24 protein-coding genes are annotated in these 26,131 nt (G+C 41.0%); 7 read left to right on the top strand and 17 right to left on the bottom strand.

From position 1 onward, the window contains the following. Window positions 1-25: 25 nt before the first annotated feature. Window positions 26-985, bottom strand: coding sequence for an NAD(P)H-dependent flavin oxidoreductase (locus tag B5X77_RS12325; protein ID WP_079508286.1), 960 nt, complete (start codon window positions 983-985; stop codon window positions 26-28). A gap of 213 nt (window positions 986-1,198) precedes the next feature. On the opposite strand from B5X77_RS12325, the gene B5X77_RS12320 reads away from it, so the two are divergent. Next, window positions 1,199-2,668 (top strand): aminotransferase class I/II-fold pyridoxal phosphate-dependent enzyme, encoded by a 1,470-nt coding sequence (locus tag B5X77_RS12320; protein ID WP_079508285.1) that lies wholly within the window; start codon window positions 1,199-1,201, stop codon window positions 2,666-2,668. A 38-nt stretch (window positions 2,669-2,706) separates the two neighbouring features. Here B5X77_RS12320 and B5X77_RS12315 read toward each other — a convergent pair whose 3' ends face one another. Continuing rightward, complete coding sequence (locus B5X77_RS12315; RefSeq protein ID WP_079508283.1) at window positions 2,707-2,829, bottom strand: GapA-binding peptide SR1P; 123 nt, start codon at window positions 2,827-2,829, stop codon at window positions 2,707-2,709. A gap of 271 nt (window positions 2,830-3,100) precedes the next feature. Further along, complete coding sequence (locus B5X77_RS12310; RefSeq protein WP_079508282.1) at window positions 3,101-3,400, bottom strand: DUF3055 domain-containing protein; 300 nt, start codon at window positions 3,398-3,400, stop codon at window positions 3,101-3,103. Between the two features lie 157 nt (window positions 3,401-3,557). Here B5X77_RS12310 and B5X77_RS12305 point away from each other — a divergent pair, with 157 nt between their 5' ends. Next, the gene (locus B5X77_RS12305) at window positions 3,558-3,992 is read left to right on the top strand and encodes a DUF1885 family protein (RefSeq protein WP_079508281.1); all 435 of its coding nucleotides are present in this window, start codon (window positions 3,558-3,560) and stop codon (window positions 3,990-3,992) included. A 26-nt stretch (window positions 3,993-4,018) separates the two neighbouring features. On the opposite strand, the gene B5X77_RS12300 is transcribed toward B5X77_RS12305, so the two are convergent. Then, on the bottom strand, window positions 4,019-4,888 hold the full coding sequence (locus B5X77_RS12300; RefSeq protein WP_079508280.1) for a polysaccharide deacetylase family protein: 870 nt from the start codon (window positions 4,886-4,888) through the stop codon (window positions 4,019-4,021). Between the two features lie 531 nt (window positions 4,889-5,419). On the opposite strand from B5X77_RS12300, the gene B5X77_RS12290 reads away from it, so the two are divergent. After that, the gene (locus tag B5X77_RS12290; protein ID WP_257391804.1) at window positions 5,420-5,797 is read left to right on the top strand and encodes a small peptidoglycan-associated lipoprotein; all 378 of its coding nucleotides are present in this window, start codon (window positions 5,420-5,422) and stop codon (window positions 5,795-5,797) included. Between the two features lie 37 nt (window positions 5,798-5,834). Here the strand turns inward: B5X77_RS12290 and lpdA are convergent, their stop codons facing one another. From lpdA to B5X77_RS12265, 5 genes are all read right to left on the bottom strand, one after another. Further along, window positions 5,835-7,244, bottom strand: a complete 1,410-nt coding sequence (gene lpdA, locus B5X77_RS12285; RefSeq protein WP_079508277.1) for a dihydrolipoyl dehydrogenase — start codon at window positions 7,242-7,244, stop codon at window positions 5,835-5,837. Between the two features lie 3 nt (window positions 7,245-7,247). Then, entirely contained in the window at window positions 7,248-8,615 is a 1,368-nt protein-coding gene (locus B5X77_RS12280; protein WP_079508276.1) for a dihydrolipoamide acetyltransferase family protein, read from the bottom strand. Window positions 8,616-8,658: 43 nt separating this feature from the next. Then, window positions 8,659-9,636 carry an alpha-ketoacid dehydrogenase subunit beta gene (locus B5X77_RS12275; protein ID WP_079508275.1) on the bottom strand — a complete coding sequence of 326 codons (978 nt, stop codon included), beginning with the start codon at window positions 9,634-9,636 and terminating at the stop codon, window positions 8,659-8,661. Window positions 9,637-9,639: 3 nt separating this feature from the next. Continuing rightward, entirely contained in the window at window positions 9,640-10,755 is a 1,116-nt protein-coding gene (gene pdhA, locus B5X77_RS12270) for a pyruvate dehydrogenase (acetyl-transferring) E1 component subunit alpha (RefSeq protein ID WP_079508274.1), read from the bottom strand. A 565-nt stretch (window positions 10,756-11,320) separates the two neighbouring features. Then, window positions 11,321-11,995 (bottom strand): YkyA family protein, encoded by a 675-nt coding sequence (locus tag B5X77_RS12265; RefSeq protein WP_257391803.1) that lies wholly within the window; start codon window positions 11,993-11,995, stop codon window positions 11,321-11,323. Between the two features lie 245 nt (window positions 11,996-12,240). Between B5X77_RS12265 and B5X77_RS12260 the strand changes: the two genes are divergently transcribed. Together B5X77_RS12260 and def are read left to right on the top strand one after the other, a co-directional pair. Then, the gene (locus tag B5X77_RS12260) at window positions 12,241-12,366 is read left to right on the top strand and encodes a YjcZ family sporulation protein (protein ID WP_079508273.1); all 126 of its coding nucleotides are present in this window, start codon (window positions 12,241-12,243) and stop codon (window positions 12,364-12,366) included. Between the two features lie 110 nt (window positions 12,367-12,476). Then, entirely contained in the window at window positions 12,477-13,031 is a 555-nt protein-coding gene (gene def, locus B5X77_RS12255; protein WP_079508272.1) for a peptide deformylase, read from the top strand. Window positions 13,032-13,409: 378 nt separating this feature from the next. Here the strand turns inward: def and B5X77_RS12250 are convergent, their stop codons facing one another. Beyond that, on the bottom strand, window positions 13,410-14,180 hold the full coding sequence (locus tag B5X77_RS12250) for a Cof-type HAD-IIB family hydrolase (protein WP_079508271.1): 771 nt from the start codon (window positions 14,178-14,180) through the stop codon (window positions 13,410-13,412). Window positions 14,181-14,813: 633 nt separating this feature from the next. Here B5X77_RS12250 and B5X77_RS12245 point away from each other — a divergent pair. Together B5X77_RS12245 and rnjA are read left to right on the top strand one after the other, a co-directional pair. Further along, window positions 14,814-15,026, top strand: coding sequence for a DNA-dependent RNA polymerase subunit epsilon (locus B5X77_RS12245; protein ID WP_079508270.1), 213 nt, complete (start codon window positions 14,814-14,816; stop codon window positions 15,024-15,026). Between the two features lie 3 nt (window positions 15,027-15,029). Then, window positions 15,030-16,697: a ribonuclease J1 gene (rnjA, locus tag B5X77_RS12240; protein WP_079508268.1), complete on the top strand. Its 1,668-nt coding sequence runs from the start codon at window positions 15,030-15,032 to the stop codon at window positions 16,695-16,697. 62 nt (window positions 16,698-16,759) lie between these two features. Here rnjA and B5X77_RS12235 read toward each other — a convergent pair whose 3' ends face one another. The 7 genes from B5X77_RS12235 to B5X77_RS12205 form a co-directional block, all read right to left on the bottom strand. Beyond that, window positions 16,760-17,707, bottom strand: a complete 948-nt coding sequence (locus tag B5X77_RS12235; RefSeq protein ID WP_257391802.1) for a DUF4349 domain-containing protein — start codon at window positions 17,705-17,707, stop codon at window positions 16,760-16,762. A gap of 99 nt (window positions 17,708-17,806) precedes the next feature. Further along, on the bottom strand, window positions 17,807-19,624 hold the full coding sequence (locus B5X77_RS12230; protein ID WP_373887810.1) for an ABC transporter ATP-binding protein: 1,818 nt from the start codon (window positions 19,622-19,624) through the stop codon (window positions 17,807-17,809). Between the two features lie 56 nt (window positions 19,625-19,680). Then, window positions 19,681-21,429 carry an ABC transporter ATP-binding protein gene (locus B5X77_RS12225; protein WP_079508266.1) on the bottom strand — a complete coding sequence of 583 codons (1,749 nt, stop codon included), beginning with the start codon at window positions 21,427-21,429 and terminating at the stop codon, window positions 19,681-19,683. 1,168 nt (window positions 21,430-22,597) lie between these two features. Further along, the gene (locus B5X77_RS12220; protein ID WP_079508265.1) at window positions 22,598-23,065 is read right to left on the bottom strand and encodes a TlpA family protein disulfide reductase; all 468 of its coding nucleotides are present in this window, start codon (window positions 23,063-23,065) and stop codon (window positions 22,598-22,600) included. Window positions 23,066-23,125: 60 nt separating this feature from the next. Next, window positions 23,126-24,250, bottom strand: coding sequence for an N-acetyldiaminopimelate deacetylase (locus B5X77_RS12215; protein ID WP_079508264.1), 1,125 nt, complete (start codon window positions 24,248-24,250; stop codon window positions 23,126-23,128). 125 nt (window positions 24,251-24,375) lie between these two features. After that, window positions 24,376-25,086, bottom strand: coding sequence for a 2,3,4,5-tetrahydropyridine-2,6-dicarboxylate N-acetyltransferase (dapD, locus tag B5X77_RS12210; RefSeq protein WP_079508263.1), 711 nt, complete (start codon window positions 25,084-25,086; stop codon window positions 24,376-24,378). Window positions 25,087-25,217: 131 nt separating this feature from the next. Further along, the gene (locus B5X77_RS12205) at window positions 25,218-26,111 is read right to left on the bottom strand and encodes a LysR family transcriptional regulator (RefSeq protein ID WP_079508262.1); all 894 of its coding nucleotides are present in this window, start codon (window positions 26,109-26,111) and stop codon (window positions 25,218-25,220) included. Window positions 26,112-26,131: the final 20 nt, after the last annotated feature.

The raw sequence follows: 26,131 nt of genomic DNA, 5'->3' as shown, positions 1-26,131 counted from the left end.
TAGAGAGCGCAAGCAATGAGGGTCTTTATCTGCTCCAGGATGTTCTGATTTCTTCTGCTTCTTTAATGATCCTGTCAAACAGCTCAGACACTGTAGGCGAATCTTTGATTAATCCCATTACCTGGCCGGCCCAGCCAAAGCCGTTTTCCTGATCGCCTTCATAAATATACTTCCTGTTAGCTGCTCCGCTGATCATTTCTTTCAAGTCTTCATATTTGCCGCCCTGTTTCTCTATTTCAAGAATTCTATCAGTCAATGGGTTGGAGATGGCCCTTGCAGGCATGCCTAATGTTCTTTTTATCACGGTTGTATCATTCTCTGTACCTTCAATTAGCCTTTGCTTGTATAACTCGCTAGCATGAACGCACTCTTTTGTAGCAATGAAACGTGTACCCATCTCTATTCCCTTCGCACCCAAGCTTAAAGCCGCCATAAGGCCCCTGCCATCCCCAATTCCTCCTGAAGCGATAACCGGAATATTTACTGCATCCACGACTGAAGGAATCAGTACCATTGTGCCAATATCACTCTTCCCGAGATGTCCTCCTCCTTCCTGTCCGACCACCATTACGGCATCCGCTCCCAGCTCCTCTGCTTTTTGGGCCTGTCTTTTAGCGGCCACCAGTACAAGTTTTTTTGTATTGGTTCCTTTTAACTGCTCAAAAATTGGTGCGGGATTTCCTCCTGTCATTGAAATAACAGGAACACCTTCTTCAATGGCTACATCCAGGTAATGAGAAAATGGCCTTCCGTGCTGGCCGATTGCGAAATTCACTCCAAATGGCTTGTCCGTAAGTTCTCTTACTTTATGTATCTCTGCTCTTAGGGCATCCGGGTCAGGAAGTGACATTGCGGTAATCTGACCCAATCCTCCTGCATTCGATACAGCTGCAGCCAGGTCAGAATAAGCCAGATAAGCCAGTCCTCCCTGGACAATTGGATATTGAATTCCTAAAAGGTTCGTAACATCATTATTCCAGTTCATATTCCCTCTCCTTCGCAATGCTTGTATCGTTAATACTTCTATTAAAAGAACCCTAATTCCTTTTTCTTTTAAACTGGATCCCCGTCATTTTGAAATTCTTTGCAAACACCTTGATTAGTGCTATAATGCATGTGTTTTATTTTTTTAAAAGCTGAAAAATACTCATAACCTATAAAAAGGGAATCCAATACAATAAAGAGGTGTGATCATCAATTGTCACAATACGAAACACCATTATTTACAAGTCTGTTAAAACATGCAGAAAAAAACCCGGTCCAGTTTCATATTCCCGGGCATAAGAAGGGCAGCGGGATTGATCCTGAGTTCAGGGAGTTCATTGGGGATAATGCTCTCTCCATTGATTTAATCAATATCGGTCCGCTGGACGACCTGCATTCTCCAAAAGGAATCATTAAGCAGGCTCAGGAGCTCGCGGCTGAAGCTTTTGGCGCAGATCATACCTTTTTTTCAGTACAGGGGACAAGCGGCGCAATCATGACTATGATCATGACTGTCTGCGGACCTGGAGACAAAATCATTGTTCCGAGGAACGTTCACAAATCCATTATGTCTGCGATTGTGTTTTCTGGTGCGATCCCTATTTTCATTCATCCTGAAATCGATAAAAAACTGGGAATTTCCCACGGTATTTCAACTGATTCCGTTGAAAAAGCACTCGAGCAGCATCCGGATGCCAAAGGTTTGCTCGTAATAAATCCAACTTACTTCGGCTTTGCTGCCGATTTAAAGAAAATCGTTGAAATTGCCCATTCTTATCATGTACCTGTGTTAGTCGATGAAGCACACGGTGTCCATATCCACTTCCATGAGGAACTTCCGCTCTCAGCAATGCAGGCAGGAGCGGATATGGCAGCCACGAGCGTGCATAAGCTTGGTGGTTCGATGACGCAAAGCTCCATCCTTAATGTAAAAGAAGGACTGGTTTCGGCAAAACGTGTCCAATCCATCATCAGCATGCTGACGACAACTTCTACTTCATATCTATTGCTCGCGTCACTGGATACTGCAAGAAGAAGGCTGGCAACTGAAGGAAGGGACATTATCGACAGGACAATCAAGCTTGCTCAATGGATTCGTAACCAGGTAAACGAAATTGAACATCTTTACTGCCCGGGCGAGGACCTGCTTGGTACTAATGCGACTTATGATTTTGATCCAACAAAAGTACTCATTAGCATTAAAGATTTAAACATTACAGGATATGAAGTCGAAAAATGGCTGCGTGAAAAATACAATATCGAAGTTGAACTTTCAGATTTGTATAATATCCTGTGCATCATCACACCTGGTGACACCCAAAAAGAAGCTGATATCCTTGTGCAAGCATTGCGTGAGCTTTCAAAGGAATTCCATCATTTAGCAGAAAAAGTCCATGCCGAGGTCATGCTTCCAGATATTCCTTTATTGGCTTTGACACCTAGAGATGCATTTTACGCAGATACAGAGGTAATCCCGGTTGAGGAGTCAGAAGGACGGATCATTGCCGAATTCGTCATGGTTTATCCGCCAGGGATACCAATTTTTATTCCAGGGGAAATTATTACTAAAGAGAACCTGCTGTATATTAAGACGAATATGGAAGCTGGGCTCCCTGTACAAGGACCAGAGGATGATGAGCTTAAATCATTCAGAGTTATCAAAGAACACAAAGCAATCAGATAAAAAAAGAAGGGCATGCATCGCATGCCCTTTTGTCTATTCTATCTTTCTTCCGCACCTTCATGGTCGCAGCAATTGCATTTTTTTGAATATAACACTGTTACTTTCTCATCTTCGAAATGGTCAATTGTAGAATTGCATGTTTGACATACGATAGTTCCCATCATTTCAAACTCCTTTTCGTTATGAATTTTGAAAGCGCTTCATCAACTTCTAAATATATAATAATATAACACTATTTATATTTCAAGCCTAAATTGTATAACACTTTTATTTTTTAACGGGGAATTTGTGTTAACATAAATTAAATTATATGTCCCTTTTTAAATTAGTATGACACTTTTCTCGTTTTTCCTAACAATCACTAAAAGGAATCGGTATCGTGAATGATCAAAATTAAAAACAGGCCTGCAATTGGCCTGCTTTTACATAACCTTATTCGTATTGGGTCTGGAAAGGGGCTGTTGGCAGTTCTTCATTAAAAAACAGCGCAAGGTCCTCTGCCTGCCGGACTTCTGAAATATGAAATGCTTTCTGTAAATATTCTACGTCTTCTATGTCCTTTGGGTCGAGGAGTGCCGAACGCCCTGTCTGCATGCAGACTACTAGAGGTTTTCCGAAAAACATATTGGTATACACGATCCCAAAGTCATAACGAGTGTCATAAGTGGTGAACCCAACAAACCTGACCTGAACCTTTTCGTGCTCATCATAAAGCTTTTCGAACAGTTCCATATGCCTCCTCCTTTAAATTAAATATTTAGAATATTATTATAATTCTTATTTGAGAAAAAGGCAAGTAACACAAAACTAAAAACCTTTTATTCTATTGTCAATGCTTTTTCAGGAGTGATAAAATGGTGGAGAATAGATAGGAAAAGGGGATTGGACAATGTCTAGTAATGCATATATCAAACTTGTTCCATCATCATCTCAGCAAGCCATTTCCACGGAAGAACTGAAAGATTTATTTAATTATTATAAGGAAATCACTGCAAAAACAGGCGACCAGGTAGACTGGAACTACGAAAACTCAGCGTTCCCTTACGATTTAAAGGAAAAAGAAGACGGAAAAGGAACCTGGTTCTACCTTCAATCATCCCAGGATCGTTATAATACCATTCTTATTGGTGTTGACAATGAAAAGGTTGTTCAAGAAGACGGCTCTGAACGAGAGCAATCCTACATACAAATCACACTGCCTCCTTCAGCAACAGCTGGCGATAAAGGAAAGGCCAATGAGTTCAGCAAATTCATTGGTAAAAAGTTGCAGGGGGAACTCCATTTATTCAATGGGAGAGTCATGTACTTCTATCCTCGGAAATAAAGTTATAGCTAACCAGAAAACGGCTGCTAATGAGCAGCCGTTTCTTGATTTACTGGTGTTTCTATAAGTGAAGGGTCAACAATCTTAAACCCTTTATTCTGAAGGCCATTTACTATGTCCCTTAATGCCTCGCTTGTCCATTTTCTGTCGTGCATCAGCAAATTGGCTCCGTTCCTAAGCAAAGGTGTGTTGACCATGATATCAGCCAATGCTTCTTTTGATTGATATTCTTTCTCCCAATCATATCCATAAGTCCAGTTCATGACGAGCATCTTTTCCTCAGCAGCAAGCTTCATACTGTAATCCGTATTCATACCAAATGGAGCTCTGAAAAATCTAGGCCTTTCGCCTATTAACTCCTCAACTTTGTCGTTAAGGTCGATAATCTCTCTTCTTTGCTGTTCAACGGGTAAATCCTTCAATGTTTTGTGATTATATGTATGATTGCCAATTGGAAAGCCCATTCGATGAATTTCCTTTAAAACTTCCCCTTCTTCAGGAGTATTAAGAAAATGTCCATTCACAAAAAAGATTGCTTTAACATTTAATTCCTTTAATGTTTTTGCCATCTCCAGTGCATTTTTGTCAGGTGCGTCGTCTATTGTCAACAAAACAATTTTTTCATCGGGGTTCTTGATATTTTCAATTGAAAAATCAGTTTTCATTCTATACTGAGGAGTTACCTGGGCTGCCTCTTCACTGACCGAATCTTCTTCAGGCGATTTATTTACTGGTTCTGATTCATTGCTTTTTGGTGTCTGTTCCGCAACTTTTTCCTCTGTAACGATTTGTTCTTTCTCTTTATTTGATCCTTTTGTCTTCTGTACATTTTCTGCTGTGCTGCAGCCAGTTAACAATAATGCTGCTAAAAGTGCAAGTAAGAAAACTTTATCCAATCCCTTCCCCTCCTGCTAGTACGTCTTTGCTGACAATGATGATGGATTTCAGGCATTCATCTCGGTGAAATGTCAAATTTTATATGATAAAAGACATTGTAAAATGAAAAGATACATATATAACAAGACTTAAAATGGTAATTAAGAAAGTCTTTCTTGCAGATTTCATTATATAATTACCTATTATAATTGCCAGATAAAAAAACACCATAAACATAATTCCATTATAAATCGGATGATCGTGTTTGGATAGCCATTCCATTAAGGTATACCCACTCCAGATTATTGATTGAAGCAATAAAACAGTATAGACCTTCAAATCCTCCACCACCATGTCTAAATTATCTTTCCCCAGCAACAGACTGCTAAACATCTGTTGTTTTTACTAGTATATGTATTGTAATGGTGGATATTTTTCATTTATATAACAATTCAATAACATTCCATTCTTTTGGAAATTGCTATGATAGAATATGGACAACTAGTTAGCCAGTGCGAAACATAATTTTAAAAAAAGTGAGGCAAAGATAAATGAAATGTTTGTCTTTTGTTTTTGTCGCTACATTCCTTTTCCTTACAGCTTCATGCAATCCGGTTAACGATTCTGATGGACTGGAGCTTGATGAAAATATTAAACAGGTTGTCTTCTTCTCAGATGAAGAGAATTATAAGCATGAATCCTCCTACTATGACGCAATCATAGAATTAAAAAAGGAATACCCTTCGGAATTCGATAATATTGTTGTCATTCCGGCTGCGAATGCGAATAAATACTATGACCTCTTTGAGGTGGAAAAGTTTCCGGCCATCTTGATTGTCCATCGTGACCAGGTTCTCGCAAATGTAAATGGAAGTGCAACAAAAGAACAGATTATCGAGCCTCTCTCTGCTGTTTTGAATAGTAATTAAAAAAATCCTTCCCAAGCTGGGAAGGATTTTTTTTGCTTTATTTTACGATATGAATCGGATTTCCAAGCGCTACTTCTGCAGCTTCCATCGTGATTTCACCTAATGTTGGGTGAGCGTGGATAGTCATTGCCAAGTCTTCCGCAGTCATGCCAGCTTCAATTGCAAGACCAAGTTCTGCAATCATATCAGAGGCATTAGGACCTGCAATTTGCGCACCGATGACAATATCATCTTCCTTGCGAGTGATTAGCTTCAGGAAGCCATCAGTCTGGTTAAGTGAAAGTGCACGGCCGTTTGCAGCAAACGGAAACTTCGCTGCCTTAATATCGATGCCAGCATCTTTTGCTTCTTTTTCAGAATAACCAACCGACGCCAATTCTGGGTCAGAGAACACAACAGCCGGGATTGCCAGATAATCGATTTCAGAAGGGTGTCCAGCAATAGCCTCAGCAGCAATTTTCCCTTCGTAAGATGCTTTATGAGCCAGCGGCGGTCCTTCTACAATGTCGCCGATTGCGTAAATATTGCTCACATTTGTGCGGCATTGTTTGTCAATTTTGATAACACCACGGTCTGTCATCTCGATTCCTACTTGTTCAAGGCCAAGTTCATCAGTGTTTGGCTTTCTGCCTACCATGACAAATACGTAGTCCGCTTCGACTTTTTGCACTTCACCTTTAACCTCATAGGTCACAGTTACGCCAGTTTCACTTTCTTCAACACCTTTAGCAAGAGCCTTCGTGATTATTTCAGCACCCTTTTTCTTAAGGTTCTTTTTCACTAGTGATGACATTTGCTTTTCGAATCCATTAAGAATTTCGTCAGCACCTTCAAGGATTGTAACCTTAGTGCCAAAGCTTGCATAGGCACCGCCAAGCTCTGTACCGATATAACCTCCGCCGATTACAACAATGCTTTCAGGCAGTTCCTGAAGATTCAATGCACCAGTGGAATCCAATACACGCTTTGAAAATTTGAATGCTGGAATTTCGATTGGACGGGATCCAGTCGCCAGGATTGCATTTTTGAATGTATATGTCTGCGCTGAATTTTCGTCCATAACACGAATTGTGTTAGCATCAACGAAATAAGCTTCGCCTCTAACAATGTCAACCTTGTTGCCTTTCAATAGACCCTCAACGCCGCCTGTCAATTTTTTGACGACTCCAGCCTTGAATTCCTGGACCTTTGAAAAATCAAGTGTTACGTTTTCAGCTATGACTCCCATATCCTCCGAATGCTTTGCATTCTCGAATCTGTGACCAGCTGAAATCAAAGCTTTCGAAGGGATACATCCGACGTTCAAGCAAACTCCGCCAAGAGTTGCTTTTTCAACGATCGTTACCTTCTGGCCCAGCTGGGCAGCGCGAATGGCTGCCACGTATCCGCCAGGGCCGGCACCAATGACAAGAGTATCAGTTTCGATTGGAAAATCTCCTACTACCATTTATTACCCCTCCATTAACAATAGTTCTGGATCGTTCAACAGGCGCTTAATGTGATTCAATGCATGCTGTGCAGTTGCACCGTCGATCATGCGGTGATCGAAGCTTAAGGATAGCGCAAGTACTGGAGCAGCTACAATCTCTCCATCCTTGACCACAGGCTTTTCTGCGATACGTCCAATTCCAAGGATGGCAACTTCCGGATGGTTAATAACCGGAGTAAACCATTGTCCGCCAGCAGATCCGATGTTCGTGATTGTGCAAGAAGCACCTTTCATTTCATCTGGAGCAAGTTTGCCATCACGTGCTTTTCCTGCAAGTTCGTTAATTTCATTTGAAATTGAGAATACAGACTTGCGGTCAGCATCTTTAACGACAGGTACGAGCAATCCTTTTTCAGTATCAGCTGCAATACCAATATTGTAATAGTGCTTGTGAATGATTTCGCTTGTTGCATCATCTAAAGATGTGTTAAGAGCTGGATATTCACGTAAAGCACTTGTTAATGCCTTTACCACATATGGAAGGAATGTAAGCTTGATTCCTTTCGCTGCTGCCACTTCTTTGAACTTCTTGCGGTGAGCAACAAGTTTCGTTACATCTATTTCGTCCATCAAAGTAACGTGTGGAGCTGTATGCTTGGAGTTAACCATTGCTTTGGCAATTGCTTTTCTTATGCCGCTCATCTTTTCGCGAGTTTCAGGATATTGTCCTTCAGGAATCGCTTGAGCTGCTGCCGCTTTAGGAGCTGCCTCAGTTTCAGCCGCCTGAACTTGCTCAGCCTGTGGTGCAGCAGCAGGAGCTCCTCCGCTCATGAAGCTATCAATATCACCTTTAAGGATGCGGCCGTTCTTGCCTGAACCAGCAACCTGGCGGATTTCTACACCTTTTTCGCGGGCATATTTGCGGACAGATGGCATAGCTACAATACGGCGGTTAGGGTCGACCTCTGCTTGTGGTGCAGCCGCTGCGCCAGCACCAGTAGCACCTGCAGGAGCCGGAGCATCTGCTGCCTCTTTTTTCACGTCCTGGCCAGATTCTAATGTAGACTGTACCTGAGCTTCTGTCTTTTCCTGTTTAGACTGGTCAGCAGGTGCATCTTCTTCTTCGCCTTTGAACTTAAGGTCCTCGTAGCCTGGTGCATCAAATGTTATAAGAACTTGTCCTACTGTTGCTACTGTTCCTTCTTCTACTAAAACTTCTTCGACTGTACCAGCGACAGGTGAAGGAATTTCTACAACTGCTTTGTCATTTTGCACTTCACAAAGTACATCGTCTTCCTGAACTTTATCGCCAGGCTTTACGAACCATTTGACGATTTCACCTTCGTGAATACCTTCGCCGATATCTGGCAGTTTAAATTGGAATGCCAATGGAATTCACCCTCCTAAGTTTTATCGATCCTGTTTGCTTATTTTAGAATTCAAGAACTTTCTTCGCTGTTTCGATTACATCCTTATAGTTAGGCAGCCATACATTTTCCGCCTGGGAGAATGGAAATACTGTGTCGGGAGCAGCCACTCTTAAAACTGGGGCTTCAAGGCTAAGGATTGCACGGTCATTGATTTCTGCAACGATTTGACCAGCCATTCCAGCCTGCTTTTGTGCTTCCTGGACAACGATAGCTCTTCCTGTTTTTTCAACAGAAGCAATGATTGTTTCAATATCGAAAGGCATAACTGTCCTTAAGTCGATTACTTCCACAGAATGACCTTCTTTTTCAAGTTCTTCTGCAGCCTTCAATGATTCATGGACCATTGCCCCATAAGTAATAATAGACAAGTCTTTACCTTCACGCTTAACGTCCGCTTTTCCAAGTGGAATTGTGTACTCTTCTTCTGGAACTTCCTGGCGGAATGAACGATAAAGCTTCATGTGCTCAAGGAAAATAACTGGATCATTGTCGCGAATCGCTGAAATCAACAGACCTTTTGCATCATATGGAGTCGAAGGAATGACAACCTTCAAACCAGGCTGCTGTGCAACCATTCCTTCAAGGCTGTCAGCGTGCATTTCTGGTGTATGTACGCCTCCCCCGAATGGTGAACGAATCGTTACTGGTGAACTATAGCGGCCGCCAGAACGGTAACGCATACGTGCCATTTGTCCAGCGATTGCATCCATTACTTCGAAAACAAATCCGAAGAACTGAATTTCCGGAACAGGACGGTATCCCTGTAATGCAAGACCGATAGCGAGTCCGCCAATACCGGATTCTGCAAGCGGCGTATCAAATACGCGATCTTCCCCAAACTCATTTTGCAGGCCTTCTGTCGCACGGAATACACCGCCGTTAACACCAACGTCTTCCCCGAATACAAGTACGTTAGGGTCATTTTTCAATTCAACGCGAAGAGCGTCTGTAATTGCTTGAATCATTGTCATTTGAGCCATGGCTTACTTCGACTCCTTCTCTTTGTATATTTCATATTGTTCTTTTAGATGAACTGGCATTTCTTCATACATAATATCCATCAAGTCTGTTACTTTTTGCTTAGGAGTATCATCTGCTTCTTTGATAGCGTTTTTGATTTCTTCTTTTGCTCTTTCAATTGTTTCATTTTCCATCTCTTCAGTCCAAAGGTTTTTCTTCTCAAGGAACTTGCGGAAACGTACTAATGGATCTTTCTTTTCCCATTCGTTGTCCAGATCAGCTGTACGGTAACGAGTTGGGTCATCACCAGCCATTGTATGAGGACCATAGCGGTAAGTCATTGTCTCGATCAATGTAGGGCCTTCTCCATTAACTGCGCGCTTACGAGCCTCAAGAGTAACTGCGTATACGGCAAGCGGGTCCATTCCGTCTACCTGGATACCAGGAATACCTGCAGCAACTGCTTTCTGGGCAATTGTTTGTGCAGCAGTTTGCTTTTCTACTGGAGTAGAAATGGCGAAACGGTTATTTTGAACGAAGAAGATCGCTGGCGCTTTATATGCACCTGCAAAGTTGATACCTTCGTAGAAGTCTCCTTGAGATGAACCGCCGTCACCTGTATAGGTTACAGCAACAGCTTTTGTTCCGCGTTTCTTCATTCCAAGTGCAACACCTGCAGCCTGGATATATTGAGCACCGATTATGATTTGCGGAGAAATTACATTGACGCCTTCAGGGATTTGATTACCTTTGAAGTGGCCGCGCGAGAACAAGAATGCCTGTGTCAGCGGAAGGCCATGCCAGATCATCTGTGGTACATCACGATATCCCGGAAGGATAAAGTCTTCTTTTTCAAGTGCGAACTGAGATGCAAGCTGGGAAGCTTCCTGTCCTGCTGTAGGAGCATAGAAGCCAAGACGTCCCTGGCGGTTCAATGAAATTGAACGCTGGTCCAAAATCCTTGTGTAAACCATACGCTTCATCAATTCTTGTAATTGCTCATCCGAAAGTTCAGGCATTGCCGCTTCATTAACGACTTCGCCCTCTTCATTCAATATCTGGAACATTTCAAATTGGCTTTCGATCTTTTCGAGCTGCTTCACTGCATCAACAATGTTGTTTTTCGTTTTAGATGCCATCAGAGCCACCTCTTCCTTTCTAACTTCATAAATTTTAATTAAATATACAAAAATAGGTTACCCAATATCAGGATAAATTTCCCCGGGTTTATAAAATACCTCTTGAGCAAAATTGAGTTTAGTTAATGGGAGACACAAGTAAAGCACTCCCAGCTGAGGGCTCCATGTGAACACACCATTATGTATTTTTCCACAGATTAACTCTAAAAAAACTTTTATTTCTCCATTTCCTTTATATAAATACTGTATCAGTAAAAATATAAAATAGAGTAATACAATCCGCTCATTCGTTTTTAAGTTTACATTACTAAAATAACTCCGTCAAATACTATGTTTTATCTTTTTTGATTTTATTCACCATCATTATGTTATTATCCTAAAAAAGCATCTGTATCATTGTACTCAGATTGCTGTACTATAATAAATTACTTTTAATTCAAACTGTGTTAATGGTCAAAAACAGGCTGGAACTCGCTATTTTAAGGCGAGTTACGACATCCTAATATACTTGAGACTTTTAAGACCGCAAAAAAGCCGCTTTTGCAAAGCGGCTTTTTTGTTATTCCTATTTTTCCTTTTCAGAGCTTACTTCTATTCCAGCTTTTTTATAAAAGGCCAATTTTTCTTTGTTGTATTGATCTGTCTTATCATTGAATTCCTGATTATTTTTCAGTACCGTTTCATAAATTCCATTTACTTTATTGATTTGTTCTTCCAGTTTTTCAAAACTTAATTCTTTATCTTTTAGCATTTCATACAGTTCTTTATCATATTGATGACCTTGCTTGTAGTTTTTGTACAATTCATCATGAATTCTGTATCGTTCATTCATTGTGTCCTTCAGTTCTGTTGCCTGCTTCTTTAAACTGGAGTCCTCGATTTCTTTTATAGTTTTGTCGATTTTTTCAAATTCTTTTTCTGATTCATCGATACTTTCTTTTTCTTTATCTATATGCTCAGCTCGTTTGTCGGCTATTGCTAATGCTTCATCAGCAAGCTTTACAATTTGGTCATACTCCTTCATCCCGAGCGCAATGATTTTTTCATATATTTCCTTTTCCTTTTTTTCCAATTCTACAAGTGGATCCTGCTGATCCTCAAACTTTTTTTCCATCGAGACAACCTTCTCCAGCTCTTCGAACATCTTTTCCTCTGGTGATTGCTTGTCCAGACACCCAGCTAGGCTGAAAACTACAGCCATCACGATAAAAGCTAAACTTATTTTTTTGAATATGGACAAAATGATAACCTCCTCATAGATACCAATTTTACTATAGCGATTGCGGCGGGATTTGACAATAGATATGAAGTTTCGCATTTTTTTGTCTATCGCGGAAGTGAAATAGACTTGTCCTTTCACTAAATATATTCACAATAAAGCAATTTATGCTTTAGGCGTGCGCCTATACCTTCTAATTTCTTTTGCATAGGCTATAGCAATCGACCCGAATTGCGGGCGAATTACAGAATAGAGGAGGTTTCCATATGTACGGTTACGGTTATGGATGTGGTTATCCTGCAGCAGGAGTAGGTTATGGCGGTGGATTCGCTTTGATCGTTGTGTTGTTCATCCTTCTGATCATTGTAGGCTGCGCTTGCTGGAGATTCTAATGATGAAAAGAGAGAAGAGATTTGATCTCTTCTCTCTTTTTCGATTTCTAGTTAACTTTTTGTACTACATTTGTTAGACTTAACATTATTACATACCAGAGGTGAAATTTATGTTGACGATGGATGATATCGTCCGTGACGGACATCCCGTGCTCCGAAAAGTTGCGGATGAAGTTACAATGCCTCCTTCACAGGAAGATACCGCAATTCTTGAAAGCCTGATTGAATATGTGAAAAACAGCCAGGACCCTGAAATAGCACAGAGACACGGTCTTCGACCAGGTATTGGTCTTGCTGCTCCTCAGATAAATGTTTCAAAGAGAATGATTGCCGTTCATGTGGCAGATCAAAACAACAACCTGATCAGCTATGCCCTTTTTAATCCTAAAATTATCAGCCACTCGGTAGAACGCTCCTATCTTGCTGCGGGTGAAGGATGTCTCTCAGTCGATGAGTCAATCCCCGGATATGTCCCGAGATATGCCAGAGTAACAGTAAAAGGTATCGACCTGGATGGAAATGAAGTTAAAATCCGCCTTAAAGGTCTGCCAGCAATTGTATTTCAGCATGAAATCGACCATCTGAACGGCATCATGTTTTATGACCATATCAATAAAATCGACCCATTTGCAGACATCCCAGACGCAACTCCAGTGGAACGATAAAAGCCGAATCTGATCAGATTCGGCTTTTCATTTACTTAATTATTCTCACATTGACTTAGCACGGATGCATGACGAAACTTTTGGAGGCTGAACCCAGCCACCAGTCTAAGTTCATTCTTATTCTTGCCTGGTTCGGGGCTGCTCCGTTAACCAATCATAATTCCATGGGGTTTTTGACAGCTTTTGGCCTTATCCCCGTCACCCTGTTTTAATTCCCTGGGTTTCTTGACAGCTTGGAAGCTTTTCTTCGTCAACCTGTCTTAATCCCCCGGGTTCCTTACAGCTTCTCTGGTCCCTCTTTAATCAATTGGAAATTTTTTAACAACTTCTCCGAACTGCCCAGTAAAAATTATCTTAATCCTTGCCGAGGTATTTACCCTAAATCAATTTGAGCTCTTTCAATCCATGCCAAATTCCATCGTCATCCACATCACGTGTTACCATATTCGCAAGCTTCTTCAATTCCGGTACGGCATTTCCCATGGCAACTCCAGTGCCTGCTGCCTGAAGCATTTCAAGGTCGTTAAGGCCATCTCCAAATGCATAAACATCTTCTGGCTTAAACCCTAAACGTTCTACCATCTTCTTTATGCCTTCCGCTTTTGACCCTCCTGCTGGAAGGATGTCAACAGAATAAGGATGCCATCTGATAAAAGTAAATTCAGGATAGTTCTCCCGGTAAAAATTTTCCTGGCCATCTTCACAAAACAAGAGGGTTTGGAATAAGTTCCTGTCAACATAAAAACGATCATCATGTTCCGGGTGGGGGAATTTAAGTCCGCCCAGGCTTGTTTCAATGTAATGGTGGTGCTTAACGGATGACTTCATTGTCTGATGATTCATAAAGACAACCGGATGGTTCTTGTTAGCAGCTTCCCTATAAAGCTCCTCTAATTTTTGGCTGTTCAAGGGATTCTTATAAATTGGTTCTCCTTCAAATACAACATATTGTCCATTAAAGCTTACAAATGAATCTATATCCAGATCGTTTCTAAGGTTCTCAAACATAAATGGAGCCCTCCCTGTAGCAATCGCTACAAATACTCCATTATCCTTCAATGTTTCGATTGCCTCCCTTGTGGAGGCCGGCAGATTTTTATCGTCGTCTAATAGTGTTCCATCAATATCAAAAAATACGATTTTGCTCATGATCTTCTCCTTTGATGCTCTTAATGAAGGTATTCTTCTACCCAAGGTATTTATTTATGTAATCTTGGTAGTCTACCAAATCGTCACGTGCATGTACAGAAAAACGCAGTACCTATCTGTGTCAATAAGATGACAATTATATCATTCCATGAATATCCATGAAAAAATTTGCTATTTCATCATATAATATAAATAAAAAGATAGGAATTTGAAAAATAATCTTTGCTAAACTTTTCCTTGTTTACTTTACATTGGACAAGGATAGTTTAAAATAAGAATTAAGGAGATGATCCACTATGTTAAAGAAGCTAAGAAAAAAGCTTTTAAAACAGTGGAAAGAATTGCTTCGTAAAAAAACAATCGCTTAACTTTTTGAGCCCTTCAAACTTGCGAAGGGCTCCTTCCTTATTGTAAATTGGTTAATAGCGGAAAACATGGCACGGTTGATAATAACAATGGCAACATTGTTCATTTTTTATATAGGGCTTATTTCGAATTGATTTTTTATAGCTATACAACATTCCAGTTGTGGAAAAGATATGAATTCCATCATTTGAATCACGTACTGGCTTAAATCAGTTCAGTGAAAAACATCCTATAAAATAGAAGTTAATTTAAGGAGAGAGATTTTTAATGATTTTTAAAGTTTACTTCCAGGAATCCAACAAGCAAGTACCAGTTCGTGAGAAAACACAGACCATTTATGTTGAAGGTGACTCTGAAAGAGATGTACGGACAAAAATAGCTGACCGTCAGTATAATATTGAATACGTTGAGGCAGTTCAGGGTAACTATCTGGAATATGAGAAGCAAAAAGAAGACTTTGAAGTATTGGAGATCGAATAATTTATGAAATTCGTTAAAAATGACCAAACAGCCGTTTTCGCGCTCGGAGGATTGGGCGAAATTGGCAAGAACACCTATGGCGTGCAGTTTCAAGATGAAATCGTTTTGATTGATGCAGGCATTAAGTTCCCTGAAGATGAATTGTTGGGAATTGACTATGTTATCCCAGACTATTCTTATCTTGTAAAAAATGAAGACAAAATCAAGGGCCTTTTCATTACTCATGGCCACGAGGATCATATCGGCGGCATCCCTTATTTGCTCCGCGAAATCAATATACCGATTTATGGAGGCAAACTCGCGCTGGGTTTGATTAAGAACAAGCTTGAAGAGCATGGCTTGCTGCGCAAGGCAAAGTTGATTGAAATCAAAGAAGACGATATTATCAAATTCCGGAAAACATCTGTTACGTTCTTCAGGACCACCCACAGTATTCCAGATTCATACGGGATAGTGGTGAAAACACCTCCAGGACAAATTGTCCACACTGGTGATTTCAAGTTTGATTTCACCCCTGTTGGCGAACCAGCCAATTTAACGAAAATGGCTGAAATTGGCAAAGAGGGAGTATTGTGCCTGTTATCTGACAGTACAAATGCAGAGGTCCCTCATTTTACAATGTCTGAACGCCGTGTGGGCGAAAGCATTCAGGATATTTTCCGGAAAGTGGATGGCCGTATCATCTTTGCTACCTTCGCTTCCAATATCCATCGCTTGCAGCAGGTAGTTGAAGCAGCAGTGGCAAACGGCAGAAAAGTGGCCGTATTTGGCCGCAGTATGGAATCAGCAATCAATATCGGACAAGATCTTGGTTATATTTCTGCACCAAAAGAAACATTTATTGAAGCGCAACAGATCAACAGGCTGCCCGCCAATCAAGTCACCATCCTTTGTACAGGCAGCCAGGGTGAACCTATGGCAGCTTTATCACGGATTGCAAACGGGACACACCGACAAATCCAGATTCAGCCGGGAGATACAGTCGTTTTCTCATCATCTCCTATTCCTGGGAACACCATCAGCGTAAACAGGACCATCAACATGCTTTCCCGTGCCGGGGCTGATGTTATCCATGGTTCGTTAAACGACATCCATACCTCTGGCCACGGTGGCCAGGAAGAGCAGAAATTGATGCTTCGACTGATCAAACCGAAATACTTTATGCCGATTCACGGCGAATTCCGTATGCAAAAGATGCATACAAAACTTGCTACCGACTGTGGTGTACCTGAAGAGAACTGCTTCATTATGGATAACGGCGAAGTACTTGCTCTTGGAGATAATGAGGTTAGTGTGGCTGGTAAAATCCCTTCTGGCAATGTCTATATTGACGGAAGCGGTGTAGGCGACATCGGGAATATTGTTCTTCGCGATCGTCGTATCTTATCAGAGGAAGGCCTAGTGGTTGTAGTGGTAAGCATCAATATGAAGGAATTCAAAATTGCTGCTGGCCCTGACCTGATTTCACGCGGATTTGTTTATATGAGAGAATCCGGTGACCTGATCAACGATGCCCAAAGCCTGATTAATAAGCACTTGAATAAAGTAATGGAAAGAAAAACAACTCAGTGGTCTGAGATCAAAAACGAGATCACTGATACACTTGCTCCTTTCCTTTATGAAAAAACAAAACGACGTCCAATGATCCTGCCGATCATTATGGAAGTATAATAAAAAACCGTTGCGAAGTCGCAGCGGTTTTTCTCTTTATCATTCCTTCAAAAAAAGTCTGTCTAACTATTTGAATCAATATTATTATTTTGGCCAGGTCTATTCCTCTTTCTTACAATAAAAATAATCGCTGCTACGAACAATCCCACTATGATGATAATCGGTAGATTCCCAACAAAAAATACAATGATTCCCGACCCTGCGGCAAGAAGTATGTTGATATTATCTGCGAACTGTTTCTTGATTTTTTGCCACGTATTGAGATTCTCTTTATCGATTTCCGGTACAGCAACCAGATTTTCCTGCAAAGAAATAGTTACAGTGGAATACGCAGTTTGATTTTCGAGAAACTTTTTCCTCCCTGCAATCTGTTCAATTTCTTCCTGGACATCAGCCAGATCTGAAGATATTTTTAATAAGTCCTCTGTTTTTTGGGCTTCTTTCATAAATTCAAGCAGCCTGGTCTCCACTGCTTTTTTCGATTTTAATCGTGATTCCAAATCCACATACTCCTCGGTAACATCCTGCCCGCTCACTCTCCGGTTATTGACCTGGACAGAGAGACCTTCTGCATCATTCAAAAAAGCATGAAAATGCTCTTGTGGAATCCTGAACGTCATTGCACCGCTTTGCTGTTCCTCATCATATCTGCTTGAATCAGATTGTACTATATAACCATTGTAGCGCTTAGCCTTCTCTTCGAGTCTTTTACGAGCAGTCTCAAACTTTTTTACAGTGATATCCATTTCTGCATTATAAATCACCATTCGCTGGATATCAGATACCTTTTCTGACACACCTGCTTTATTCCCGTCTTTAGCTTTCTCCCCATCCGCATCCTGTTCTTCACCTTCTGACAAACCTATCTCGCCTTCACTTCCGTTCTCCATATCTGCTGACTTTGCATCTCCAGCAGAATTGTATTCACTTTTTTCACTGGATGACCCACCACTGCAGCCGGAAAGCAACACAATAAACATAATAAACAAGAACAAATTCTTTTGTAACACTGAAAGGCCCCCTTGGAATCTTTATCTTTATGGAATAGACGGCATTTCTGTAAAAATGTTACATGCGCCCAATAAAAAAAGCCTTTTAAAAAAGGCTTTTTAAACTGCATCCAGCATATTGAACTGTGCCTTGACCAGGTCATGATATTCTCCCTGGAGGTCCATCAACTGTTCATGATTCCCTCGTTCGATGATCAATCCATTTTCCAGAACGAAAATATTATCCGCTTCCCTGATGGTAGACAGCCTATGGGCAATGATTATTGCTGTTCTGCCTTTCAACAGTGTCTTCAGCGCTTTCTGGATTTTCATTTCTGTTTCTGTATCGATGCTTGCTGTTGCTTCATCCATGATCAGGATACGCGGATTAGCAAGCAATGCCCTGGCAAAGGATAGAAGCTGCCGTTCCCCTACAGAGAGGATATTTCCCCGTTCTTCCACTTCTGTTTTATAGCCATTTGGCAGCTTTTCAATGAACTCGGCTGCTCCTACCGCTTCAGCTGCAGCCTTGACTTCCTCCTCTGTTGCATCCGGCCTTCCGAAAAGAATATTATCATAAATCGTTCCGGAAAAAATAAAGGTATCCTGCAAAACAATACTGATATATTTTCTGAGGCTGCCGATTGAAATATCTTTTAGATCATACCCGTCAACCAAGACTTTTCCTGATGTCGGGTCATAGAACCGGCTGATCAGATTTGCGATTGTGGTCTTTCCTGATCCGGTATGCCCTACCAGCGCCACAGTCTGGCCAGCCTGCATCTCAAGGCTGATTCCCTTCAGTGCTGTACGTTTATCATCATAGGAAAATACAACTTTTTCAAATTTTATTTCACCGCGGAGGTCTTCCAATTCGATAGGATTATCAGCTTCTGAGACAATTGGCTTTTCATCAAGGAATTCAAAGATCCGTTCAGATGATGCCATCCCCATCAACAGCTGATTATACACCTGCCCCAATCTGGAGATTGGTTCCCAAAACATCCCAAGATAAAAGGCAAAAGAAACGAATACGCCAATGGAAATGGTTCCATTTTGGATTAAGCTGGCGCCATACCAGATTAAAACTGCCGTTCCAAGGGCATTTGTTAATTCCACCATTGGCCTGAACATGGCATTTTTTTGTGAAGCTGACTTCCAGCTTTGAAACGTTTCGTCATTAACTCCATCGAAGAAAGCCATATTTTCTCTTTCTTGAGTAAATGATTGTGTAACCCTGATTCCCTGTATGCTTTCATTCAAGTGTGAATTGAGCTTAGATTGCTTCATACGAACATCCTGCCAGGAGCGCCTGATATTTTTTCTAAGCTTTGTTGAAATTAAGAACATTATTGGCAGGATCACCATGATTGCCAATGTAAGCTGCGGACTTAACGAGAACAGGATAAAAAATATTCCGATCAACAGGACCATATCCATCAGCAGATTGATGACACCATTAGTGAACAGTTCCTGGAGTGAATTTATATCATTCATGATCCGGACTAGTATCGAGCCAGCAGAACGCTGATCAAAAAAACGGTGAGAAAGATTCTGCACATGCGTGAACAAGTGCTTACGCAAATCATATATGACATTTTGCCCCAATTGATTCATCCAGCGAATCCGGAAAATATTCGCGATATAGGAGGCTGCATATAATCCCCCAATGAAAGCAACCAGCCAAAAAAGCATCGTTCCATCCTTGTTTTTCACAGCCCTGTCAAGAGTGTAAATTCCAATTAAAATTGGAATAACAAGCCTGACCGCCGTTGTGATTAATACCATCGCAATCGACAGAGGCACTAGTGTTTTATTGTACGGCAGCATGTAACTGAAAAGCCTTAACATCTGTTTCCAGTTAAAAGGCTTATCGATTACTTGATCCGTTGAATAGTGAAACCTTTTTAGCACTTGCGTATTGCTTTTCCTGCTCAAATACATTCCCCCCGGTAAAACTGATTTCAATTCTTATAGATGATTTACAGATTTTATCAGCCAGTTTGCATCACCTTTTTACGGTCTTTGAACTGGATATCATAGATTTTTTGATATGTTCCGCCGTTCTTTATCAATTTTTCATGGGTCCCGCGTTCAGCAATGGATCCATTCTCGAGCACAAGAATTTCATCGGCATGCTTTAGTGAGGAAATGCGGTGTGCGATAATAAAGGTAGTCCGTCCCTTCATGACTTCCAATAATGCCTGCTGTATTTTGAATTCAGTCTCCATATCAACAGCACTTGTGGCATCATCCAGGATCAAAATGCTCGGATTGACACAGATTGCCCTTGCAATGGCAATCCTTTGCTTTTGGCCTCCTGAAAGCCCCATGCCTCTTTCGCCAAGAATTGTATCGTATTGATCTGGCAGTTCCATTATGAAACTATGAGCCTGAGCCCTTTTTGCTGCAGCAATGATTTCATCCATCGTCGCGTTTGGATTTCCATAAGAAATATTGGCTTTAATTGATGAAGAAAACAAGAATGATTCCTGCAGAACAATTCCGATATTGCTGCGAAGTGAACGGAGCGAATAATCCTTGATATCCCTGCCATCAATGAGTACCTCGCCTGAAACAGGTTCATAAAATCTTGTCATCAGCTGGGTTATGCTAGTTTTTCCTGACCCTGTCGATCCAATCAGTCCAATCGTCTGTCCGGGCTTTGCCTTAAAGGAAATATCATATAAGGCCTCATTTTCATCTTCTCCATATCTTAGGGTCACATGATTAAATTCTACCTCTCCGGAAAGCTTCTCTATCTGCAATGCTCCTTCTTTCTCTTCAATATCAGCATCAGCTTCCAGGATTTCTAATAATCTTTCACCAGATGCTTTTGATTGTGAAAATAAATTCACCACAAATCCCAGGTTCATGATGGGCCACATAATGTACCAGACAAGGCTGTAAAAAGCGACTAACTCTCCTGGAAGCAGGGAACCATCCATGACAAGAAAGCCGCCATAACCTAATAACAGTACAACACTTAAATTTCCCAGAAACTCCATGAGCGGAAAATATTTCGCCCAAATCTCTGATGTAAATAGATACTGATCCTTATAATTCCCATTCGAATCATTGAATCTCCCAATCTCATAATCTTCACGTGAAAGGGATTTAACCGTGTTGATACCACTGATATTTTCCTGAACTTTCGTGTTCAATTTTCCAAAAGATTTTCGGATCCCCCTGAAAGCGGGATGAACTGCCTTGTCAAATTTATAAACAACTACTGCCAGAAAAGGAAGTGTCGCCAGGGTCACCAGGGTCAGTGGTATGGAATAATAGAACATCACAGAAAAGCTAATGCCGATTAAAAGAACAAAACGAATCAGTTCAGAAAAGCCAAAGCTAAGAAAAAAGCGAAATCCTTCAACATCTGCAGTGAGGCGAGACATCAAATCCCCTGTCTTTGCATTGTCATAATAACGAAAGGAAAGAAATTGAAGTTTCTCATAAAGCGAGTTTCTCAGTTTATATACAGATAGGATCCCGAATAGGTCCCCTGTATATTGATAAATATAAGTACAAATCCCTTTAACAATCATGAATCCTACGAATCCTGCAGCCAAAACTGGTATCATTTCATACCTTCCGCCAATGACAGCTTCGTCGATTGTTAGCTGAAGAATCATCGGATAAACCACCGTGATTGCCGTTACAATTAACATAAAGAATATCGACCATATAAAGTAGTTTTTAAAAGGCCAATAATACTCCTTCAATTTTTTGAATGTCTCCATTCATTTCCCTCCTTTGGAAAAGCTTAACAAAAAGAAAAGGCACGTATACATTAATATATCGATTTTCGAAATATTTTTCCAGACTTTTTTATGAATTTTTCAATTTTTTTGGATATAGGAATTATCTGACTTTATTTGCAAGTTAGAGATATACAGGGAAATAACTTATAGGAAGCGAAAAAAGAAATAGAGGATTTTGCCGGCTCTATCGGACAATTCAAACATCATCTTCATGAAAAAAAGTCCGATAGCAGTGTTCTATCGGACTTTTAGATGACTGTTTCCTTATAAAGTGTCCGTTATTAGGGCTCTATTGGACATTCTGATGACTATTTTCTTGTAAAGTGTCCGTTAGAAGGACTCTATCGGACTTTCTTATTACTGTTTCCTTGTAAAATGTCCGTTAGAAGAGCTCTATTGGACATTCTGATGACTATTTTCTTGTAAAATGTCCGTTAGAAGAGCTCTATTGGACATACTTATTACTGTTTCCTTATAAAATGTCCGTTAGAAGAGCTCTATTGGACATTCTTATGACTATTTTCTTGTAAAGTGTCCGTTAGAAGGGCTCTATTGGACATTCTGATGACTATTTTCTTGTAAAGTGTCCGTTAGAAGGGCTCTATTGAACATTTTGATCATTATATTCTTGTAAAGTGTCCGTTAGAAGGGCTCTATTGGACATTCTGATGACTATTTTCTTGTAAAGTGTCCGTTAGAAGGGCTCTATTGGACATTCTGATGACTATTTTCTTGTAAAGTGTCCGTTAGAAGGGCTCTATTGGACATACTTATTACTGTTTCCTTATAAAATGTCCGTTATAAGAGCTCTATTGGACATTCTTATGACTGTTTCCTTGTAAAGTGTCCGTTAGAAGGGCTCTATTGGACATTCTGATGACTATTTTCTTGTACAAGTGTCCGTTAGAAGGGCTCTATTGGACATTCTGATGACTATTTTCTTGTACAAGTGTCCGTTAGAAGGACACTATCGGACTTTCTTATTACTGTTTCCTTGTAAAATGTCCGTTAGAAGAGCTCTGTTGAACTTTCAAAAAACAGCAAATTGTCCTAAGGAGTACTTTATCAGACTTTATATATATAATTTTTAAAGAAAACGGATCGATGAAGTGGTGTTACCCGGGCATAGCTCAGGCTGGTACAGTCTTTAAGATGATGTCATATTTTGGTTTTCTGTTTCTTCGACCACTCGGTTTAATCGCTGTTCCAGCATCTTCAATCCGCTTCCGCCAGCCTGGAAATGCCTTAACAACCCATTTTTATCAAAAAGGTAATATGCTGGGACGTATTGGTTTTCAAACAGCTCTGTCAATATATGTTTATCGTCAATGAAGATGGGCTGGATGATGTTATGTTCTGCTGCAATCTGTTTGATTGTTTCCATATTCATGTCATTTTCTGACCGGGGCATATGGACAGCCAAAACATTCAATTTATCTTTGTAATTGTCACGAAGTTCATTCACCAGTGGCATCGCTACCTTGCATAAATGGCAGCTGATTGCCCAAAAGTGGATCAACGTCGGCTTTTCACCAACCAGTTGCTCTCTGGTTACTTCCCCATTCAGCCATTCAGTGGCTCCCGATATTTCTGGCATTGGATGACGTAATCTCATATCTAGCACCTCTTTTTGAAATGTTAATTTCAACTCTTAGTTAAAGCCAGACTGATATTTTTATTTACTTTTATACACAATATATTCTGTCAATAACTCAATGGCAGTTTTGATGGCTTCTTCATCGGGGTTCAATTTGGCATGATGGAGCCCATGACCTGAATTTACACCCAGCCAGAACATGATTCCTGGAATCTCTTTCAGCATGTAGCCGAAGTCTTCGCCAGTCATAGCTTCATTGCAAACCACCACTTCTACGTTTTCCTTTTTTTCGGCGAAGGCGATAAAGTCACGTGCTATTTCCTCATTATTATAAACCTGATGGTACATGGCTCCATAGTCTATTGCAGTTTCACATTGATAGCCTATTTCAATGCCTTTGACCAGTGCCTCGATTCTCTCCTTGACTCTTGCCATGGATTCTACAGACAAAGTACGGATTGTTCCTTCCAGTCTAGCTGTTTCAGCGATGATGTTCTGCACAGTTCCTCCGGTGATTTTGCCGATTGTGATCACAGCACTATCAAGGGGATCAACATTTCTTGAGACAACCGATTGAAGCTGGTTCACAAGGGCACATGCAGCAACGACCATGTCGTTTGTTTGGTGTGGATAAGCGGCATGTCCCCCTTTCCCTTTAAGGTCTATGAACAATTCTGAAGTATTGGCAAATAACAGGCCTTCCTTTGTTGCAATCGTACCCACAGGATATTCAGGGGCTATGTGCAAGGCAAGGATCATATCAGGCTTCCATTCCTGCATGACTTCGGTCTTGAGCATAGGTTCTGCACCACCTGGTCCTTCTTCTGCCGGCTGGAAAATAAACAGCAAATGATCATCGATCGGATGCTCTGTGAAGAATGTAATCAGTCCAAGAGCGATAGTCATATGCAAATCATGGCCACAAGCGTGCATCTGTCCTGGATGAAGGGACTGGAATTCCAGCCCTGTTGCTTCGGATATCGGAAGGCCGTCAATATCTGCCCTGTATCCGATCGTCTTCTTCGGGTTCTTTCCTTCAATTTTAACAAAGATACCCGTTTTCCATGTCCGTACTTCCAGTCGGTCCTGAGGAAGATTTTTTAAAACATCAAGGAGATACGCCTGCGTCTTGAACTCCTTGAACCCCAATTCAGGAATCTGATGTAAATCCCTTCTAATTTTAATGAAAGTGTTCCATTTCATTTTATTTCTCTCCCTTAAAGAGCAAGCACCTTGGTAAGCATGCCAATCGTTGCCCGGCGAAAATTTAACATTTCATTTCTTATAAAAAAAGCGCGGACCAATAATCCACGCTTTCATGCTTGCTATTAAAGCTGGCGAAGCTCCTGCTTGATTTCAGTTTTTGATTTGGTTTTTTCATCGATTTCCTTGATGACACGGGCGGGTGTTCCGGCTACGACTGTGTACGGAGGCACATCATCGATGACAATTGCACCTGCAGCAACCACTGCTCCCTTGCCAACTGTCACCCCTTCAAGGACAACTGCATTTGCCCCGATGACTACATCATCTTCAACAATAACAGGCTTTGCTGAAGGTGGCTCAATAACACCAGCAAGAACAGAACCTGCACCAATGTGGCAGTTCTTTCCGACTGTCGCGCGTCCTCCAAGGACTACATTCATATCAATCATCGTGCCTTCGCCGACGACAGCACCGATATTGATGGAGGCTCCCATCATGATCACGGCGTTATCGCCAATTTCAACCTGGTCCCTGATGATGGCGCCCGGTTCAATACGCGCTTTGATATTCTTCATATCAAGTAATGGGATTGCAGAATTTCTGCGGTCATTTTCAATTACATAATCTTCGATTTTAGCCTGATTGGCTTCGATAGCCGGGTTGATTTCGGCCCACTCACCGAAAATGACACCAGTGTTGCCGGAGATGAAGGACTTGGTATTCTCGCCAAAGTCGATTCCTTCCAGGTCACCTTTAATATATACTTTTACCGGTGTGGCTTTTTTGCTATTTTGAATGAACGAAATAATTTCGTTCGCATCCATCATCTTCATAATCTTAACCTCCAAATATGTATGTGATCTTAGACTCTTTCCCGTAGCCTGTTATTTACCAAAGCAATTGAAGGAAAACAGCCTTTTCTAAAAATTACTTTAACAAACAAAAGTCCTTAAAACAAGAAAAACTAATTAATGGTTTTCTTTGAATCCACTATGTGTTCCTTGACGATTTCAATGAAGGCCTGAACCTGCTTTAATTGGAAAGCTGACTCGTAGCCAAGAAGCCAGGTGTCCCTCCCTAATGGTTCATTGTTTTCGTCGTGAAGAGGGACTTTGAAGATGTCCTTTTCAGCACCATTGAGAGTAATTGCCGGAAGGATTGCATAACCGATGCCATTGAAGGTCATTTGCTTGCAGGTCTCAATTTGGTCGACAATGATTGTTCTTTTAGGCGCTGTCTGGAATTGCCGCAGCCACCAATCCTGAATTTCCTGATAGTAATTAGAATCACTTTTAAACTGGATGAACGGCCGGTCTGTTTCCAACACTTGTTCCGGACTGGTAATCTCAGTGTCAACCAAGTAGAGATTGTCTTTGAAAAGGTGGATCTTGACACCCTTCCAGTCTGGTGTTCCCCTTATGATTCCAACATGAACCTGATCCTCGTAAAGTGCCCTTGATATTTCACTGCTCCAGCCGGTCACCAGCGAAATTTTAGCTTGAGGATAACGGTTAACATATTTCTTCAGCACCTGAGGCAGCCAATTTTGGCCTACAATCGAAGCCACAGCTATTTTAAGAGTGCCATATACTTCCGCATTTAAAGCATGGATTGTTTCTCTCGCTTTTTCTTCCCTGGCAATTGTCTCATTAACAAATTGGAGTACAACCTCTCCCGCGGGAGTCAGGGTTAGCCCCTTTTGAGACCGAAGAAAAAGCTTCGTGCCCCAATCCTTCTCTATGGATTGCAGGCGCTGAGACAAAGCCGGCTGAGAAACAAATAGTCTTTCCGCGGCCTTTCTCATATTCATTTCCTGTGCTAGCACTGATAATAAATGAAATTCTGAAATTGATGACATCTCTTAACCTCTATATTAGA

Source organism: Mesobacillus jeotgali (genome assembly GCF_900166585.1).
In the GTDB taxonomy this organism is placed as follows: domain Bacteria; phylum Bacillota; class Bacilli; order Bacillales; family Cytobacillaceae; genus Mesobacillus; species Mesobacillus jeotgali_A.
Note: the sequence above shows the minus strand (reverse complement) of the source record. Positions and strands in the feature narration are given on the sequence as shown.